This window comes from Aquimarina litoralis (genome assembly GCF_039523995.1).
GTDB classification, from domain to species: Bacteria; Bacteroidota; Bacteroidia; order Flavobacteriales; family Flavobacteriaceae; genus Aquimarina; species Aquimarina litoralis.
On record NZ_BAAAGE010000003.1, the window covers coordinates 368,770 to 387,615 of the forward strand.

10 protein-coding genes are annotated in these 18,846 nt (G+C 30.8%); all 10 read left to right on the forward strand.

Annotation, left to right across the window (positions count from 1 at the left end):
- The first annotated feature begins 7 nt into the window (after positions 1–7).
- Positions 8–1,642 carry a hypothetical protein gene (locus ABD077_RS16085; RefSeq protein WP_343913272.1) on the forward strand — a complete coding sequence of 545 codons (1,635 nt, stop codon included), beginning with the start codon at positions 8–10 and terminating at the stop codon, positions 1,640–1,642.
- Positions 1,643–1,734: 92 nt separating this feature from the next.
- Positions 1,735–4,725 (forward strand): T9SS type A sorting domain-containing protein, encoded by a 2,991-nt coding sequence (locus ABD077_RS16090; RefSeq protein WP_343913273.1) that lies wholly within the window; start codon positions 1,735–1,737, stop codon positions 4,723–4,725.
- 1,050 nt (positions 4,726–5,775) lie between these two features.
- Positions 5,776–6,594, forward strand: coding sequence for a hypothetical protein (locus tag ABD077_RS16095; protein ID WP_343913274.1), 819 nt, complete (start codon positions 5,776–5,778; stop codon positions 6,592–6,594).
- 238 nt (positions 6,595–6,832) lie between these two features.
- Positions 6,833–8,914, forward strand: coding sequence for a histidine kinase dimerization/phosphoacceptor domain -containing protein (locus tag ABD077_RS16100; RefSeq protein ID WP_343913275.1), 2,082 nt, complete (start codon positions 6,833–6,835; stop codon positions 8,912–8,914).
- Between the two features lie 10 nt (positions 8,915–8,924).
- Positions 8,925–9,671, forward strand: coding sequence for a helix-turn-helix domain-containing protein (locus ABD077_RS16105; RefSeq protein WP_343913276.1), 747 nt, complete (start codon positions 8,925–8,927; stop codon positions 9,669–9,671).
- 113 nt (positions 9,672–9,784) lie between these two features.
- Positions 9,785–13,039, forward strand: a complete 3,255-nt coding sequence (locus tag ABD077_RS16110; protein ID WP_343913277.1) for a T9SS type A sorting domain-containing protein — start codon at positions 9,785–9,787, stop codon at positions 13,037–13,039.
- 121 nt (positions 13,040–13,160) lie between these two features.
- A complete protein-coding gene (locus ABD077_RS16115; protein ID WP_343913278.1) occupies positions 13,161–13,883 on the forward strand; it encodes a hypothetical protein in 723 nt (240 codons plus the stop codon).
- Between the two features lie 780 nt (positions 13,884–14,663).
- The gene (locus ABD077_RS16120) at positions 14,664–16,787 is read left to right on the forward strand and encodes an Ig-like domain-containing protein (protein ID WP_343913279.1); all 2,124 of its coding nucleotides are present in this window, start codon (positions 14,664–14,666) and stop codon (positions 16,785–16,787) included.
- 81 nt (positions 16,788–16,868) lie between these two features.
- Complete coding sequence (locus ABD077_RS16125; protein ID WP_343913280.1) at positions 16,869–17,360, forward strand: type III secretion system chaperone family protein; 492 nt, start codon at positions 16,869–16,871, stop codon at positions 17,358–17,360.
- A 12-nt stretch (positions 17,361–17,372) separates the two neighbouring features.
- The gene (locus tag ABD077_RS16130; RefSeq protein WP_343913281.1) at positions 17,373–18,623 is read left to right on the forward strand and encodes a leucine-rich repeat domain-containing protein; all 1,251 of its coding nucleotides are present in this window, start codon (positions 17,373–17,375) and stop codon (positions 18,621–18,623) included.
- The last annotated feature ends 223 nt before the right edge of the window (positions 18,624–18,846 follow it).

The window sequence follows — 18,846 nt, forward strand, 5'->3', positions numbered from 1 at the left end:
AATCAACATGAAAAATATTAAAATAACAACTAATTACTATTTGGTAATTATAACAATATTCTTCTTATTTTCCTCCTGTGAGCAGGAACGAATTGAGGATACTACTTTAGAGAGTAATGAAGAAGAACAAGAGAGTACTGAGAACTTTTCTCAGAAAGGAGCATTTTACTATCAAGGTTTTAAATATTATGCAGGTACGGGATATGATCCTTTAAACGATGATTATTATCCACCCGCCATAAATGGTATTAAAAATAGCTTGGCTAAGCAGGCTATAAACAAGACCAAGGTAGAGGTTAAGATCATTGAGAATAAAGAAGATTATGATGCATTTACCAGACAAACTACTCAACGAAGAGCCTCTGTTTTTACTATTTTTAACTTTCGAGGAAAGCAAAAAGTGTTGGAAAACAAAATAGGCTTTAGTCGAAATCACGTAACCGCTATTGTAAGGATCAATGTTCAAAGTTTTAAATATAATGTCACCAAGGGTTCACCTAGATTTAACAGGGAAACCAACAAATTACTAATCGATGGTAAATTTGATCGATTCTTCAGAAAACACGGAGGCAGTTATATTGACAGCCAAACGTATGGAGGAGATGTATATTACATTTATAAATACAATACTACTAACTATACCAAAGAACAAAAGTCCAATTACAAGCGTAGTTTAGAGAACAGTTTTAGGGCAATGTTTAACATTAATGGTATCGGTGTCTCCAATGAGCAGCAACAAGTTATTAACTCTAATAGATTGTCAATAAAAACATTTACTAATGTAAAAAATTTCACACCTTCTAACACGATAACTAATGTAAACGCTGCTCTTAGAGAAGCACAGAAGGTAAAGCAACATATCAATAGAAGACCTCAGGATGCTGCTGGTATAGGATGGCGTTTAAAGTCTTATGCCGGATTAATATTAAGAGATACAGAGGCATTTAAACCAAGTGTTCGTAATCGTTTAATACAGAAATTTGAAAATGCGGCTAAATGTTACCAAAATAGAATTGAATGGCGAGGTTTACGTAGTGAAATTCTTAAACTAAAGGACGGAGATCCTGCCGGAACACTTTTTAGAAATTATGACGCAGCTCTCAATTACGTTGATTCTAGAATATCACAAGCTCAGTTATGTCAAAATCTTAATGAGCCTGCACCCGCACCGGTAGATTTAATTAATAGATATGCTACCAACATGCGAAGAGTTATTATGAGATCCGTAAATTATGAAGACTCTTGGATGCATCAGACTTCTAATTATATAGAAGGATGGATGCCACATCCTAGAGCAAATTATGGTCCATCGGTTTTCAGAATGTACGAGCATAGTTTTGGTAAAGTTTTTATTCACATGCCTGGTAGTGACCACAGATTAGTTACCTTAAAAAGCAATGATAAAATCAATGGATCTGACAGCCATCTAACTGATAGAAATTTATTTGACATTCGCATACAGGGAGATGGTAGTTTTAAGTTGTTTTATCAAGGAAGATCACTAACAACAATACCATATCAAAGAGAATATCGTTACAAACCAATGGGAAGCTCGGAGTGGAAAAAGGAATTCCATAAAGCATACTCTTATAGGTTTTATCCAGATTATCCAAATCATAGAATATATATAGTACCACAATAAAATCATAATTTAATATCGAAAATACTGTATCTGCCAGTACCAACACTGGCAGATATTTTTATTTATAACTTTTAAAACCTTAAAAAATGAAAATGAACAATAAATTTTTATTATTAAAACTTTTATTAACCATCACAATAAGTATTCATGCACAATGGAATCAAATTAGTAATGGCGGGGGTGGAGCTTTCCAAGATATTCATTTTGATCAGAACAATCCTAACAAATTATGGTTGTGCAGTGATGTTGATGGTATTTATCAAACTAATATTAATGATATAAATTGGGAGTATAAAGGAGAAACGCTAAAACATGCTTTTTCATTTAAAGTTAAAACGAGTAGAGGTATCAAAAGGGTTTTTCATGGTGGAATCTATGGAGCGCATTATTCTGACGATGATGGTGGTAATTGGAGTTTTATAGAAGAAACTCGGGGGAGACCTATAGGTACCATAGCACTAAGTTCTCAAGGAGGTCTGCGAAATCGTATCATAGTATTAGCAGAAAGCTGGAATAATAAGGATAGCCAAGTAAAAGGACCAAACATTAATCCAGTTAAACCAGTTTATTCACCAGTAGGTAGAAGATCCATTTTTATATCAACTAATGGTGGTGAATCTTTTGAAGAAGTTCAATATGAGGATCAAGAAGGATATAAACAGGTTTATAGTGCATATATAGCCGATAATGGAAATATTTATTTAGGTGCTGCTTCTGGTGTATATGTAGGAAAACGCCAGAGAAATGGAGAATATAATTTTTCAAGAATTAAAAATCCTAATCAAGCACTCCCAAGAGTAGGTAATGGAGTAAATTCACAATCTAAATCTGAGGGTGGGTGTACAGGTCTTTCACTAAGTCAAGATGGTAAAAGAATCTTTGCATCTTATCAAACAGAGTCAAAAAAAAGATTAAATAGAGATGGATCGTTAACACAAGACAAATTTCCTACTTGGAATGTTTTTACAATAAAGACTAGAGATATAAACAATAATAATCCTAGATGGCAAAAAATATCTATAGATATGGAAAATAATACTCAGTTTCCTGTTGCTGAATTTGCTCCATGGGGAGAACCAGTTGTGAGCCCGCATACCAATCAAAAAAAATCTTATAAGATTATGTGTGGAGTGAGTTACGATACATTTGGTGGTTTACAGCGTCAAGGTCTCTGGGAAGCAACGATAAATGTAAGAAACGATAATATAGTTGGGCAAACAAGATGGAATAAAATAATTGATAGAAACTTTAATCAAAGTTATGGTCCTAATAGCAATGGAAGAAATTTTTCCTTTAACATTGGCTGGGAAGATAGGGGTCTGGTAGTTAGAGGCTATGAATATGCGCCCAAAACTAGCCTTAGATCAAGAAAACTAATAGCACTTACAGGAGGACAAAATCTTTTTCTTGGTAATGCAAGTATAGCAGACTTCCCATATTCTAGTAACAGTTGGAAAAATATCTATACTATACAAAATACTAATGATGATTATAATCATACATATTCTAATGTAGGAGTTACAAACACCGTAGTTCAAGATATAGATCAACATAAGAATTATATGATTCAATTAGGGCCAGATCACGGGCCAATGCATTCATTTGACTCTGGAAGATCGTGGACCATTGAAGGTTTTCCTAAAATTAGAAAAGGAAAAATCACCAATTCTACAGGAGGGGCCGTCTTAGATATCAAGGGAGATACCTACGTCGTTTTAGATGCGAGATTTGGTTTCGGAGCGCCGCCAAAAGATAAAGGAATTTTGTTCGCATATAGACATAGAGGGAGAGAGATTAATGAGTTAAGCCAAGAGGATAAATGGGTTAAAATTGGCGGTGGAACTAGTAGAAGTTCATTACCCAATGAGAACCCCAACTTTAATGGATATAATGATCTGCCACAAAGAAGATTGCGAGAAATAGTTCAATCTCCACATAATAGTAAGCGCGTTTTTTTATCTCTTGCTGGAGAAAAACGATTTAGAAATAATAAGGGTTATGATGGTGCTTTAAATGGTGGAATCTACATGACAGAAGACTTTCAAAAATTGTATGACGGTAACTCATCATTTAAATGGAAAAAAATAAGCCCGGATTCGAATTTTTATGATCAGGAAGATTTTACAAGACTTGCTGTTGACCCTACAAATGAAAAATTTATATGGACAATGGCATCGAGATCGAGATCATTGGTTAGAGGTGAAAGAATGAATAATGGGAATTATATTTTTGAACAGTGGAATCCTTCTAAATTTATTACAGACCCTAAAAATGATAGAAATAGGATACCAAATCCAAATATTGGATATAAAATGTCAGATTTTACATCTTTTGTAGGGACGGATGGAAAAACTTGGGGTGTGATTGCTAGAGTTGAACAAAAAAGAGGATCTGATGGCCTATCATTTAGTGATAAAAAGGTTACGCAATTATATTTAAATAGAGATTTAAAAAGGTATTGGAATGATGTCGATAGATGGGAAAAATTAGATTTATCTGTTGAGACAGTTTTGGAGGATTTAAGACCTGCTTCTTATTTAGATAATCAGGAACTATATCAATTTCAGGGATTAGTAGCCAATAAAAAACATATTATAGTAGCCTTATCAATTTTTAATAAAAGAAGAGGATTAGGTTTTTTTAAACTAGATATTGACTCTAACGGAAACTTTTCAAAATGGGAAGATTGGACTGGTTTTAATGAGAAATCAATGTATTTAAGTAGAGTAGAGGAAGCCAAAATAGAAACTCTAAACAATGAGAGTTATTATATCTGTGCTACTAGAGGAGCTGGTTCTTGGTCAAAAAAGATTTTAGATACTAAAAAAGGGTCTAAAAAAGAAAAAAGCATCAAAGAAGAAACTAAGAATACAGTTTTTCCCAATCCATTCATTAATAGCCTTAGAATCAAATCTGATTACGTCGGTCAAAGAGCAAAATTGATAGAGCTTTCTGGTAGGATAGTAAGGGAATTTGTTTTTAAGGATAATCTTACTAATATAGAAACGAAAGAATTGAAAAATGGTGTTTATATTCTAAAATTTGAGAATGGAGAATCCATTAAACTAATTAAAAAACAGTAAGAAATTAAAGTCAGTTATCTATTCTTGGTAACTGACTTTGTAAGAAAAATCTATCAAAACAATAATAAAGAAGAATTTTGTGAGAGTTTTTAAGGCATTTACCTTAGAATAAATAAAGTTAAATAGTAATTGTTATGTTACATATTAAAAAAATTACTCTGTTAGATATGTAAAATCGAATTTGTTAAACTCTTCAAAGGTTTTGAGATGGCGGTCTGAGTTAGTAAATAAATCAGCTGGCAGTTTTACCGAGTTCATACCGAGTTAATAAATAACGTCTTATAACAATTGTTAAAAAATCAATTTTTAAAATCTTTTGTCATTTTTTATAAAAAGAATATTCTGTTTAGATATTAATTTAGTAGAGTTACTAAACAATTATAAATAACGGAGACTAAATTATGGGGAATTTAATAGCTTTTTTTATATTTTAATTGTTAGAAGTTTTCTTGCTTCAAGAAATAAAAATATAAAAGTAAAAGTTTTAGTTTGTCTTTGGTTTTTTTGATTCAAAGAGACATTTTGCGCTAGAATTAAATAATAGCATCTACTGATAAGAAATCCAAGGTAGACTTTTAAAAGTTTGGGGTTTTCTTTGAGTAATTTAGCATTGTTGAGGTTGAAATATTCTCAAATATTTAAAAGCGTGTTTCTCAGATCTTGTGCTGATTAATGTTATTTTTCTGGAAAGAAAATTTCATTCTAAGTAGTGTTAAACTTATTTTTTGTTTAAGTAATCTCTGGGGACAGAAATTTACTAGATTTTAAAACTAAGTTATTGTGGAATATTTTTTTAAATTACAATTAACAATATTGTCATTGGCACTTATTATCTCTTTCGGATTATTTTTATTTTTTAACTCAAAATTAAAGGTAAGAAGGAAGGGTTTCATCTCTAGAGAAGAAACTTTTGAGAAAGATTTTTTTATATATAGTTATTATGATATTTTGATCAATCACCTAATTGTCGGAATATTACTTTTATTCTATCATCAGAATTTAAAAATTATAACTTTTTTAGTTTTATTTAATCTGCTAATGTCCTTGGTAATGTACTATAAAATTGGTAAACTTTTTCAAATAAGAAGAGATTTTTTATTCTTTATAGCTTCTACTTTTCTTTTCTTTCAGGTATGTGCTATTCTTTCGGGCAATTTAGTTTTAATCAAATTCGAAATTAATTTTCTAATCAACTTTTTGGCCTTATACTCACTAAGCCTATTAGTTTATGGAATAGCTAAATATTGTTATAATAATTATAATTCTCTAAATAAGTCAGTTGAGGATTATGTGTTATTGAAAAAGGATCCAATAATTCAGAAATATTTGTTAACACAAAACGGTTTGTTTTCCACAAGAGGATTGAAGCCTATGAGGTTTGGAAACAGAAATGCTAAGGTGGAATTAACATTGGTACTAAGTTTTAATCAAACCCTAAGCGGTTACTATTTACAAGAGTGTGTAAAACTTCTTGATAATAATCCAAGAAAGTTTAGGTTATCTATCGTATATCTTATTGCTAATATTAATACAGAGGGAAAAGATATTGATGAAAAAGTTGTAGATTCCTTTATCTATTGCTATAAGACTGAAGGTGAGCAAGAAGCAATACTAAAACAGAAAAAATGGTTTTCTGATAACAGTATGAAAATACTGGGAGAAGTTGGGAATGACATAAAATACAATTTTAATGATATTCATAAGAGTAACTATGATTGGTGTTTTAATAATGAGGTGTTAAAATCAACTCCATTATTGTTGATAAATGGTTTTATAAAGCCTAGTAGGTATGGTATACAGGAATTGAGCTATTTCATAAATTATTTTGAAGAGTTTAGAATTCCTAGCTTCTATACTGACGATTATTAAGCAATAGACTGGAAATAATTATAGCCATCATTTTTTTTAAAATGGTGGCTTTTTTTAATAAATAGGTTTTTAGTAAATAATATAAATTTAAACAAAATTTATTGAGTTTTTTCCTTGGCAAATAACTGGTTAGTTTATTGTTTGTCATTATTTATTCGTAAATTATAGAAAACCAATTTTGTATAAATCCAGAAGTGTAATAAAATCAATGTGTTACGAAATGTTTAATTCTTAAGAAATGAGAAATTTTTGTTGCTTACTGATTATACTCTTTTTAAATAAGAAAAATCTTGTCGCTCAAGAATATGAGTATCAAAAAACTATTGATAGTCTGCTCTTACAGATAAAAAATAATGCTAACGTCGAGGTAAAGAATTCTTTGACGTATAAAATTGCCCAGAATTACTATTATATTGGGAACAATGATCTCTCGAAATTATATTTGGATTCGGTTCTTCTTAGTTCAAAAGATAATCGACTAAAATATAGAAGCTTTGTTCTATTACAAGACATTCATAGAAAGAATAATAATATAAAAAAGAGGTTAGAAGTATTAAAAGAACTCTTAAGCGTATCTAATAAAATTGATACAGAGCATTCTGTTGACGCAAATACCCGTGTCGCATCATATTTTTCTGAGTTTATGAAAATTGATTCTGCGGAATTCTATATAAATAAAATAAAAGGAAACGCATTAAAAGTTAAAAATGATACTATTTCCAGTTTTTTTTATGAAGAAATGGGAATATTGCAAAGTATAAAGGGTGAGCACGAGCTAGCTTTAGAGAACTATTTAACTTCATTAGAAATCAGAGAAAATAATAATCTTTCAGGTATCCCTAGGTTATATAACAACATAGCTATAGAATTTCAAAATAGCTCTCAATTTGAACAAAGCAATGAGTATTTAAAAAAGGCATTAAGACTCGGAAATAATGAAAACCCAGACTTGGTCGCGTCCTGTTATTATAATATGGGTGTAAATTTTCAAGAATTAGGAGAACAGGAGAAAGCTTTTCAGGCCTTTAGTAAAGTAACAGGGTATGAAATTCGATCAACTAATATGTTGAATGCAAAGGCGGCGAGCTTTTATAACATTGGTTATTATTATCAATTAAAGAATCAAATAGATTCTTCAAAATTAAATTCCTACAGAGCATTGGATATTGTTAATGATACAAAAAATGATTATTTAAAACTTTTAATTCTACAAGATCTATCAAACAGTTATCTATTAGAAAATAAGCTTGACAGTGCAAAGGTTTTTTTAAACTCTACTTTTAGTATCATCAAGGAAAATGGATATGATGACCAAAAGGCATATGCGTTTCATTTATTAGCAAAAATAGACTCTATTGGTAAGGATTATAAAGCATCATTAATAAGTTATAAAGAAGCTATAAGAATAAAAGATAGCTTAAGTAATATAAAAAATTCTGATAAAATTAAAGAACTACAAGTTCAATTTGCAACCTTAGAGAAAGAAAAAGAAATTGAATCATTAAATAATGAGAACAACGCAAAGGAGTTAAGTTTAGCCAAACAGAAGTTGCAAACGTTTGTTTTAATGGTTGCCGTGTCTTTCTCTTTCTGCATTCTTCTAATAATTATATATCGATATCTGCTTAAAAGAAAAAATAACAGAGTTCTTCAGAAAAAAAATGATGAAATAGAAATCAAAAACCAGAATTTAATCAGAAGAGGAAAAGAATTAGAGCGATCGATAAAAGACAAAGAAGTTTTATTGAAAGAGATTTTTCACAGAGTAAAAAATAATTTACAATTAGTTTCCAGCATGCTTAATCTCCAAGCGGAAAACTACAATAATTATATGGTGAATGATTTTGTTTCTCGAAGTCAAGATAGAATTTTGTCAATGTCACTAGTTCATCAAATACTATATAAAGGTAAGGATATTGATAATGTTAATTTTAAACAGTATCTATCAGGTTTAATGGAAGCGATTAAATCTTCATTTGATTTCACTGATTCTGATATAAAATTTATTATATCTTCTGACGATGAGTTTTACGATATTGATGTAGCAATACCTTTAGGTATAATAATTAATGAACTAGTTCATAATTCAATGAAATATGCATTCCTTGAAACTAAAGAAGGAAAGATTGAAATATTGTCCGAAAAAACTGAAGACGGGAAAACCAAAATTACAGTTTCAGACGATGGTCCTGGTTTTTCAAAATCTGATACGGAACAGGAATCATATGGCTTACGTTTGGTCAATTTGTTAGTGAGACAGATTAAGGGTAAGATTAATTTCTCTAGTGTTTCGGGAACTAGGGCAGAAATTATTTTTTAAAATTTATCCTATGAAAAAAAAAAAAATACTTATTGTTGAAGATGAATTAATAATAGCAACTGACTTAGAAAGAATAATAAAGAAGAAAGGTTGGGAACCTTTGCAGATTTGTACCAATGTAAAGGATGCTATACATAGTATAGATAATAATGAACCAGACTTGGTTCTAATTGATATTAATTTAGATGGTCTTGAAGACGGTACTGAGGTAGCCAAGCATTTACTAAAAAAAGATACCGTTCCTTATATTTTCATAACTTCTCTTACTGATCAGGTAACGGTGGATAATGTGAAAATAACTAGACCAATGGGTTTTATTGTAAAACCTTTTAAACCTGAATCTGTTATGTCTTTAATTGATATTACATTTCATAATCATCAGCATAGAAAAATAGATCCTATAAGAAATTCCTCAACTCTCAAAAGTGATGTTCCATTTAAATTAAGGGTTGTTACAGAATATATTTCTGAGAATCTTGATAAGAAAATTTCGATTGAAGAATTAGCAGATTTAACAGAGTGGCAGTTTCACCATTTCATAAGAAACTTCAAAAAATATGTTGGTATAACACCTTACCAATATATTTTGCACTCCAAAATTGATAGAGCAAAGACTTACCTGACAGAAACTGACTTACCTATTTCTAATATAGCGTATGATCTTGGTTTTCAAAGTCATTCAAGTTTTTCAGTTAATTTTTTAAAAATAGTAGAAGTTACAGCAGAGGAGTATCGAAGGCAGCATCTAAATTCTTAAGATGATACCACTTCAATTATACAATTTTTGCTTCTAACAGTATACTCGGCACTACGAATCCCTAGCAATTCAGCATAAACATAAATTTATTAATCAACTAAAACTATTGAATCATGAAAAACTATTTATTTTCGGTATTAATAATTTTAATATATATTCAACTAGGGTTTTCCCAGAATTGGAAATGGGAAAATGTCAATTTGCAGGGGATGGGATTTGTTACAGGTATAGAAGCGCATCCTGAGCATGCAAACATTATTTATGCTAAAACTGATGTTGGAGGTGTGTTTAGATGGAAGAATTCTACCAATGAATGGATACCGTTAATGGATGGTAAAAATATAGGTAATAATATTTCAAGTATTTCTCTAGATAGAAGAAATAAAAATATAGTATATGCTAATGTAGGGCATAAAGAGCGGGGTGTTTTATATAAATCAATAGATTTTGGGAAAAACTGGAAACCTTTGCCCTTAAATGTATATGTAGAAGGTAATGGTAGATGGAGACAAACCGGAGAAAGATTAAGTGCTCTTGGAAATTTCCTGCTATTTTCATCCATTAGAGATGGTCTTTGGAGATCTACTAATGGAGGCAATAGCTGGACTCAGGTCACAAATGACAAACTGCCATTTGGGGTAGATGCTGGCCAGTCATTTTCTGTGATACACCCGAACAATCCAAAGGTTGCCTATGTTGGTATTCAAGGACATGGGGTCTATAAAACCATTAATAGGGGCGTTGATTGGAACTTAATAAAAGGAGGACCAGATATAAGGTTTAAACCTATAAGAGGAACGGTTTCAAACTCTGGAGTATTATACATTACTTATGCAACAGGACCAGCTTCTAATAGTGAAGGAAAAGTTTATAAATATAATGGAACAGGAACTCTTTTTGATATTACTCCCGAAGTAAGAATTAATAAAGGTTTTGCTGGAATTTCGGTTAACCCAAAGAATGAAAACGATGTTATAACATTTCAATGGGATTTTGGAACTAGAAATGGGATTCATCATAGTACCGATGGAGGGAGAACCTGGAAAGCACTTCCTTTTGATTCTAAATATGTAACCACTCCGGCATATTACCCTTCATGGAGTAGTTTTACAAATGCAGGACAAATAATGATAGATCCTGTAATTTCTAATAGAGCGTGGTTAACTACAGGCTTTGCAGTATATCAAACCAATAATTTTAGAGAAAATAACCCTAGCTGGAAAGTTGTAAACAAAAACTTAGAAGAATTTGTATGTATTTCACTAACTGCACCTCCGAATCAGGATAAAGAATTGATATTGGGAGTAGCTGATATGATAGGGATGCCATTAACCAAATTTAATCAAGTTCCTGATAGTAAGTTTTATGAGGATGAATTTGGGGTAATGAGTCATACGACATATTGCACGTCAAAACCCAATAACATTGCATATGTTGGCAGTACTCAGTATGGATCATTAGAATCAAGAACAGGAATTTCTACTGATGGAGGTAAGACTTGGAAACCATTTGAGTCTATTCCTAAAAATATGCAGAACGGAAATATTGCATTTTCATCAAAAAATCCAAATATCTTGGTCTGGGCTCCGATGAGTCAATCAAATTTGGGGCTTGTCTCAGATAAATGGCAAGTAGATGTTCATTATACAAAAAATCAGGGTAAAACTTGGAAAAAAAGCAAAGGTCTGCCTAAAAGAGTAGAATCCTTAAGACAATTCTGGTTTGGTAGTCAAAGTTTAATCGCGGATCCCTTAAATGGTAATATTTTTTATCTATACGATAGGAGGAATATATATAGAAGCACCGATGGAGGAGAAAATTGGATGATCGTTGGAAATGTTCCTGTCGATTATTATCGTGTAATACTTAAGGCAAACCCATCTAATGGAAACCTTTACTTTATAAATAAAGATGGAGGCTTATTATATAAATCTGTAGATAAAGGGCAAAATTGGACAGTTCAGTCTGGGATTCAAAATTGTACAAACTTTGCGTTTGGTAAAAATTCCAGTAACGGGGGTAATCATATTTTGTATGCAGTAGGAGAAGTTGACGGAAAAATGGATTTATATCAACTTCAAAACAATAATTCAGATTGGACTTCATTGAATTCATCCAACAGATTACCGATGGGTTTAATAAAAACAATGGATGCTAGCAAAAATCAGTACGGGAAGATTTATTTGGGTACAGGAGGAAGAGGTGCATTTGTCGGCAATTTATCTGGATCAGAGAATGGTAACCAAAGAACATTTGGTAATCGTGGAGAAAATTGGGTAATTAGAAACCAATCCAAAGTAGAATTTGAAAATTTTGATATAGGAGGACAGGGTGTTTCATATTATGATGTTGATGAAGCCAATAATGGTGGAAAGTATAGAAATACTCAAGTAGACATTGAAAGTAATCATTCAGGGCATAATATAGGATGGATTAATAATAATGAATGGTTAGAATATTCTGTGGATGTCAAAAAAGGAAAGTATGACTTGATAATTGATGCTGCTTCTGGGCATTCTAATCCTGGTAAAATCAAGGTAATATTAGATAATAGAACTCTTGGATTATTTGATATAAAGAACACGGGAGGATGGCAGGTTTATAAAAAATTTATAGTTAAGGGAATAAATTTGAACGAGTCTTTTAATAATGTACTTAGATTTGAAATAATAGGTGGAAACTTTAATGTTGATAAGTTTAAGTTTGTTAATTCAGTTATTAGTAAAAAAGTAACTTTTAGAGTAGCTGGTTCTACTGGTGAAGAAAGGTTTCAGGTTTATGCAAATGATCAAAAGATTGGAAATAGAATTCAAGCAACTAGAAACTTTAAAGAATATTCTTTTAATGTTGAGTCTGTTGAAAAATTAAGAGTTCATTTTGTGAACGACGGATTTTTACCAAATGGAAGAAATAAAAATCTTCGAGTCGATTATTTAGAAGTTGATGGTGAAAAGTATGAATCTGAGGAACAAATAAAAAATACTGGTTCATGGAACAAAGATTCTAGACGCTGTGGAGGAAAAAAATCTGAGTGGTTACATTGTAACGGATATATTCAATATGATTTGAGTAATAGAAATCAAATTAATACCACAATATATTCATCAGGTTTATCAATGAAAATCTTCCCTAATCCTGTTTCTGATATGTTGAATGTAGAATTCCAAGAATTTCCTGACAATAACGAATCATTAGCTACTGTAAAAATCTTAGATATAAATGGTAAAACTCTTTTTAGTAAAAAATGTATCATTGATAAGACAGATCATAAAATAGATGTTTCAAATTTGAAAGATGGTCTATACTTCCTTAAAGTTTCTTATGGGAAAAATATAGTAAGAACAAAATTCTATAAGCTTAAAAAATAGGATTGTTTATTTTTTTTTTTTTAAAAATAAACAAAAATAGAAAAAAGCTAGCATTTTTATTAAACTAAATTCATAGTTGAATATTTAAATTTGTTAAGAATAAATTTTAAAATTTTTTATTATGAAAAGATTTAAGAAAACAAATTTGCTAGTTTTGATCCTTACAATTGCTACTATCTTTGCTTGTGATAGACAAGAAGAAATACAAGAAGATTCTTCAGAAGTTCTAGAAAATAAAATTTTAACTTCTAACGAAGTAATTAATTTTAACGGAAATTTGCATGGGGGGTATTTAGTAACAGATGAAATGGCAGTAGATAGAATATACGAAAACGGAGTAGAGCAAGGTGCTATCATAACAATACCCATAAATACTAAAAGTACTGAGTCTAAAGGATTATTTGCATATTATGACAGTGAGACTGAGAGTTTAGATTTTCAAGTAATTGGTATAAAATATTCAAATTCCTTTATCCAGAAAGCAAGAGAACTTAATTATACTTTTGACACCAGTAAAAGTGATAAACAACTTGAAGCTGAAGGGATAGTCTTGGATGCTGAATATAACTATTATGATTTAAACGGTACGTTAGTCGCTAAACAAACCTTTAGTAATAATAGAATGAATATGCAGAAAAGAGTTCAACTGAGTCCAGAGGCAGCAAGAGCATTTTGTATTTTTACCTGTGTGATTAATAGAATGTCAACTAGAGAAAAAATAGCTTGTGGTTTTACATTAGTTAGTTGTTATTCTCAAAATTACGCTGCTTGTGTTAGAGGATTAATTAGATGCGCAGTTTCTGCTGCACTAAACCAGCCGTATTGCTCTTATAGATGTAGGTAACAAAATCATTTTAGCGAAATATAAGAAATCCTTGTGGTTTTTGGATTAGTTAAAACTATAATTTAAACACTAAAGAGTAGCAACTCTTTAGTGTTTAGTTTAGTAAGATTTGATTTATACCTATCTTACCTATTAATTTTCTTTGGAGTCAATATCCTAGGTGACAAATGTTGTATTTCGGTATTATTAAGTAAGAGTATAATTTTCTTATACTTATTGTGCTCTATTATTTAGTAGTGCTTAAAAATCCTTTTTTAAGAATCTATCGATTCTTTCAATTATGGCATTTTGATACGGATCACATCCTGCAACTCCACTACAATAATATTATTCTTAATTATAATTTTGATACTAATAACTTCAGTATTGCAATCTCCCGCAAGAATGATACATAAGCTGTTGCCTTGAAAATTTTTCCTATTACAAAATACTTTAGTATAGGCTGTTGTACATTGATTTATAACTTGGGTTTTCTATCAAAGTCACCTAAATTTTCATAATTGGATGACGCCTAAGGACGAATAAACTATCTTAGTTCGATCTACTATACAAAGTCCATTTAAAAAGACAAAAAATAGTCTCTTTCTAGGTGATCTTTTCATTACACTTTAGAATTAAGTGTAAAACTATTTCAGATCGAGATACTTTTATCTGATATGATTTTTTAAATAAATATGAAATAATATTCTTTTTTATAAAACAGAGTCAATATTTATAAATCCGCAAAATTTAATTTAAAATAATTTTACATTAAATTTTTAACCAACTTAAAATATTCTTTTGAAAAATTATACTACGTTAAATTTGTTAGTGTGTCTTTTTATTTTGGCAAATTTTGTTTCGGGACAAACCAATATTCAATCGTCTTCTTTTATTGGAGGTGATTTAGATGATGACCGGGTTTATGGAAGTAAATTTTTGAAAGACGGAACTATTATTTTAGCAGCAAATATTAGTAACACTAATTTTATCGGGATTACCCCAAAATTTTTGAATGGAGCAAATGAAAATTCTTCTGGAGCTATTATTAGATTATCAAATGACGGAAGGAGAGTTCTGTCTGTTACGAAGATAGCATCATATATAACCGACATATCCATAGATAGTAGCGAAAGATTGTATATAGCGGCTTACGGAAACTCGCAAGCATTAATATTAGACAAAAATGCTAGTAAAATTTTATGGTCAAAGAAATTTGATAAAAGAGTACATAGAATAGATGTTGGGAATAATGGTAGATTTGTTGTTTTGACAAGTAATGCTCCTCATGATGATAAAAAGGTTTCTGGAGCAAGTATTTATTCTTTTGATAATCAATGGGGCCAAGTTGGTAAATGGGGTTCAGTATCACAATATACTAATGACGTTTGTATTGATGAAACTTCAAAAACTATAATAGGAATTGGTTTTAAGAATATCAGAGCTGCAGATCAATCAGGAAGTAACCCAGTTGATGTTTCGGTTTATAGAGGTTGGTCTTATAATGGAAACTTAAAATATACTGGCTACGACTGGAATGGAAAAAGAGGTAATGCTAATTGGATAAATAGACCTCGAAACAATATGGCTGATACTAGAGGGGCTAGATGTGAGATGGGTAAAGATGGTAAATTGTATATGTCATTTGCAGCAGACGGAGGGAATCATATTTTTAGACACGATCCCTTTGATATAAATAAAACAGTAAATATTGTAGGAGGGGACAGATATCATGTTTTTTCTAATACAGGTACAGAGAAAAAAACCTTTTTTGGGAGATATGAGGCTTCTACAGGAAAATATTTAAAAGGTCAGCAGTTTTGTGCTCGAAGTAGTTCTGGTAGAGGGAATACGGCTCACCCTGAGTTTGGAGATATAGCTGCAGATTCTGAAGGTCGTGTTTTTTTGACAGGTACTAGTGCTTCCGGATTACCATTAACATTAGACCCTTTGCCAGGAGGTTATTCAGGTGGACCTTTTGTACTTGTAATGAGCCCTGATTTCAAAACTAGAGAATTAGTAACGAGGTCAGCAGAACATTTTTCAAGTAGAGGACACTCAATTGATTTTTTAGGTAACAAGATATTAATGGGCGGGTATATTAATTCAAAAAAAGGAAGAAAGCTCGCTACTGTTTCAGCTATCGATAATTCTGCTAATGGTAATGACGGCTTCTTTACCTTGTTTTCTACTTCATCCGATATTGATCCGAATATTTCACCTTCTGCTTCCATTACTTCTCCAACGTCTGGTTCTACATTTAATTTAAGCGAAGACATAATTATCCGTTGTAATGCTTCAGACTCGGATGGTACTATAGATAAGGTTGTTTTTTATGTTAATGGAAATAAGATTGGAGAAGATACTACATTTCCATTCAATATTACTTGGCGTTCTAATACTTCTGGACAATATGTTTTAAGTGCAAAGGCGATAGATAATGATGGTGCTTTTACTACTTCTGCAGAAGTAGTTATTTCTGTAACCAATGATACAGCAGTTCAGTCTCCGTACTTGGGTACGCCTATATCCGTTCCTGGAGTTGTGGAGATGGAGAATTATGATCTAGGTGGAAAAGGTGTGTCGTACAATGATACAGATGCTGCTAACCTAGGTGGAAATTACAGAAATGATGGTGTTGATATTGATGTTGCAGAAAATGGAGGATATGGCATTGGTTGGATCAGGAAAGGAGAGTGGTTAGAATATACTGTTGATGTGAAGAGGTCAGGATTATATAAGATAGAAGCTCGCGTTGCTTCAGCTACTAATTCAGGATCATTTTATTTAGATTTTGGTGGCTCTCGAACATCTACTATTTCAGTTCCTAATACAGGAGGCTGGAGTTCTTGGCGTACAATTTCATTAAGTAATTTTACCTTATCCTCAAAACTTCTTGAATGGAAGTATTATTTAGTAAAATAAGCAATCCAAATCATCTTTTATATATTCTAATGAATAAAATGGATTAAAATAGATGTACATTGATGTTAAACACGATTAATCATGTCAAAAATTGAAAATGAAACTTTCCAACTATTAAAGGAAGTTTTTACTGATTTAGGTTGGAAACCCAATATTTATGAAAATGAAATGGTTTGTAAACTCCATTGTAATTTATCAAGTTTGAGCGTTGAACTTAACGCAGTAATTTCGGCTGATATAGCTCAGTTTTTTATTTTAATTGATAGCTCTATAAATATACCTAATAATAAAAAGACTATTGCTTCGGAATACTTATTAAGGGTAAACTATGAATTAGGTGCAATTACTTTTGATATGGACTTTGATACTGGAGATGTGAGATGTAAAGCCGCAATTGATTTTAAAAATGGATCAATATCAAAAATGCTAATGCAAAACACCATTCTCACAGGTCTTAAAACAGCTGACATTTATTTTCCTGGTTTACATAAAGTTATTCTAGGCAATTTTGATAGCTCTGGTATAAAGGAAATTATACGCAATCAAGAACAAACTATACATAACAAAAAATAAAAAAACCAAACTATGAGCAATATTATTTTTGAACAACTTACAGAACAACATAATAACTTAAAATTATGGAAAGAATATGGTCTATCTTTAACTAAGGAAAAAAGTTTTAGGGGTAAAATAATTACAACTGAATTGAAAAAGATTAATTCCGAAGATAGACCGACTCAAGAAAAACAAAAAAAAGCGCTCAAGAAATTATTAGAGATAAATTTTAAAAAATGGGTAGAAAAATTCGAATTATTTGAAGAAATAAATTTCCGTTTTGGTTATATAAGCTCCATTCATATTAAGGAAAAAGTTATTGAAGAATTAAAAGCTTTGACATCTGAAGGCTTATTGGAATTTCCATTCGCACTCAATTTAGATGATTATTTATTTGACCAAGATGAATTAGAAGAACTAATAGAATCAAGCTATGTGAAAAATGTTAACAAACTTGATTTTTCACGTTGCCAACTTGATTTAGATATGCTCAAACACCTTGTAAATGCAGATCTTCCCAACTTAGAAGAGCTTGTCTTGTCTGACAATGATATTGGTGATAAGGGTATAGAAATTATAGTAAATTCAACATCACTTAAAAAACTTAAAACTCTAGATATTTCAATAAACAAAATAAGAAATAGTGGATTAATCACTCTTTTTAATTCTAAGAGTTTACCATATTTAAAAAATATAATATTAAATAATAATTCGATAACCGATGAAGATGTTATTACAATTACCCAAAGTAAATCATTGGAAAAAATTAATTCATTAAGTTTTGAATGTTGCCATATTAGTGATAAAGGAGTTCAAGCGTTGGCTAATTGCGAAGGGTTAAGTAGCTTAATTTCTCTAAATTTAAAAGAAAATAATATTGACGACAAAGGTTTAATTGCTTTAGCAAATTCTAACTTTTTAAATCAACTACAAGAATTAAATTTATCAACCAACGGAATAATAACGGACGAAGCCATAAAAGTTTTATCCAGTTCAGCAAATTTTAAGAACTTGAAATCTTTAAATCTAGATAGCAGTGAGATTAGTGATGAAGGATTAAAACATCTATCTTCATCAAATTCATTGCCAAGTTTGACTAATCTAGAGTTTTCGTTTACAGGGCTGACTGATAAAGGAGTAAGTTACCTTATCAACTCAGATTCTTTTAGAAATCTCGAATGTTTGAAAATTGCCTATACAGACATCAGTGATGAAGGTATAAAAAAACTAGAAAATTCGAATAAATTTTCAGCACACTATAGAACAATAACAGAAATATGATGTCTTATCATCGGGAGGATGTCAGGTTTCCCATCAAGATCACCTAAATTTTCTTAATCAATTTCTATTAATAGCCTTGTCTGAAAGTCATAATTGGATGACGCCTAAGGACGAATAAACTATCTTAGTTCGATCTACTATACAAAGTCCATTTAAAAAGACAAAAAATAGTCTCTTTCTAGGAGATCTTTTCATTACACTTTAGAATTAAGTGTAAAACTAT

Bases quoted from the DNA above. Each gene is read 5' to 3' on its own strand.
- ABD077_RS16100 (WP_343913275.1), top strand. From the start codon at position 6,833: ATGAGAAATTTTTGTTGCTTACTGATTATACTCTTTTTAAATAAGAAA.
- ABD077_RS16085 (WP_343913272.1), top strand. From the start codon at position 8: ATGAAAAATATTAAAATAACAACTAATTACTATTTGGTAATTATAACA.
- ABD077_RS16095 (WP_343913274.1), top strand. From the start codon at position 5,776: ATGTACTATAAAATTGGTAAACTTTTTCAAATAAGAAGAGATTTTTTA.
- ABD077_RS16130 (WP_343913281.1), top strand. From the start codon at position 17,373: ATGAGCAATATTATTTTTGAACAACTTACAGAACAACATAATAACTTA.
- ABD077_RS16110 (WP_343913277.1), top strand. From the start codon at position 9,785: ATGAAAAACTATTTATTTTCGGTATTAATAATTTTAATATATATTCAA.
- ABD077_RS16125 (WP_343913280.1), top strand. From the start codon at position 16,869: ATGTCAAAAATTGAAAATGAAACTTTCCAACTATTAAAGGAAGTTTTT.
- ABD077_RS16090 (WP_343913273.1), top strand. From the start codon at position 1,735: ATGAACAATAAATTTTTATTATTAAAACTTTTATTAACCATCACAATA.
- ABD077_RS16105 (WP_343913276.1), top strand. From the start codon at position 8,925: ATGAAAAAAAAAAAAATACTTATTGTTGAAGATGAATTAATAATAGCA.
- ABD077_RS16115 (WP_343913278.1), top strand. From the start codon at position 13,161: ATGAAAAGATTTAAGAAAACAAATTTGCTAGTTTTGATCCTTACAATT.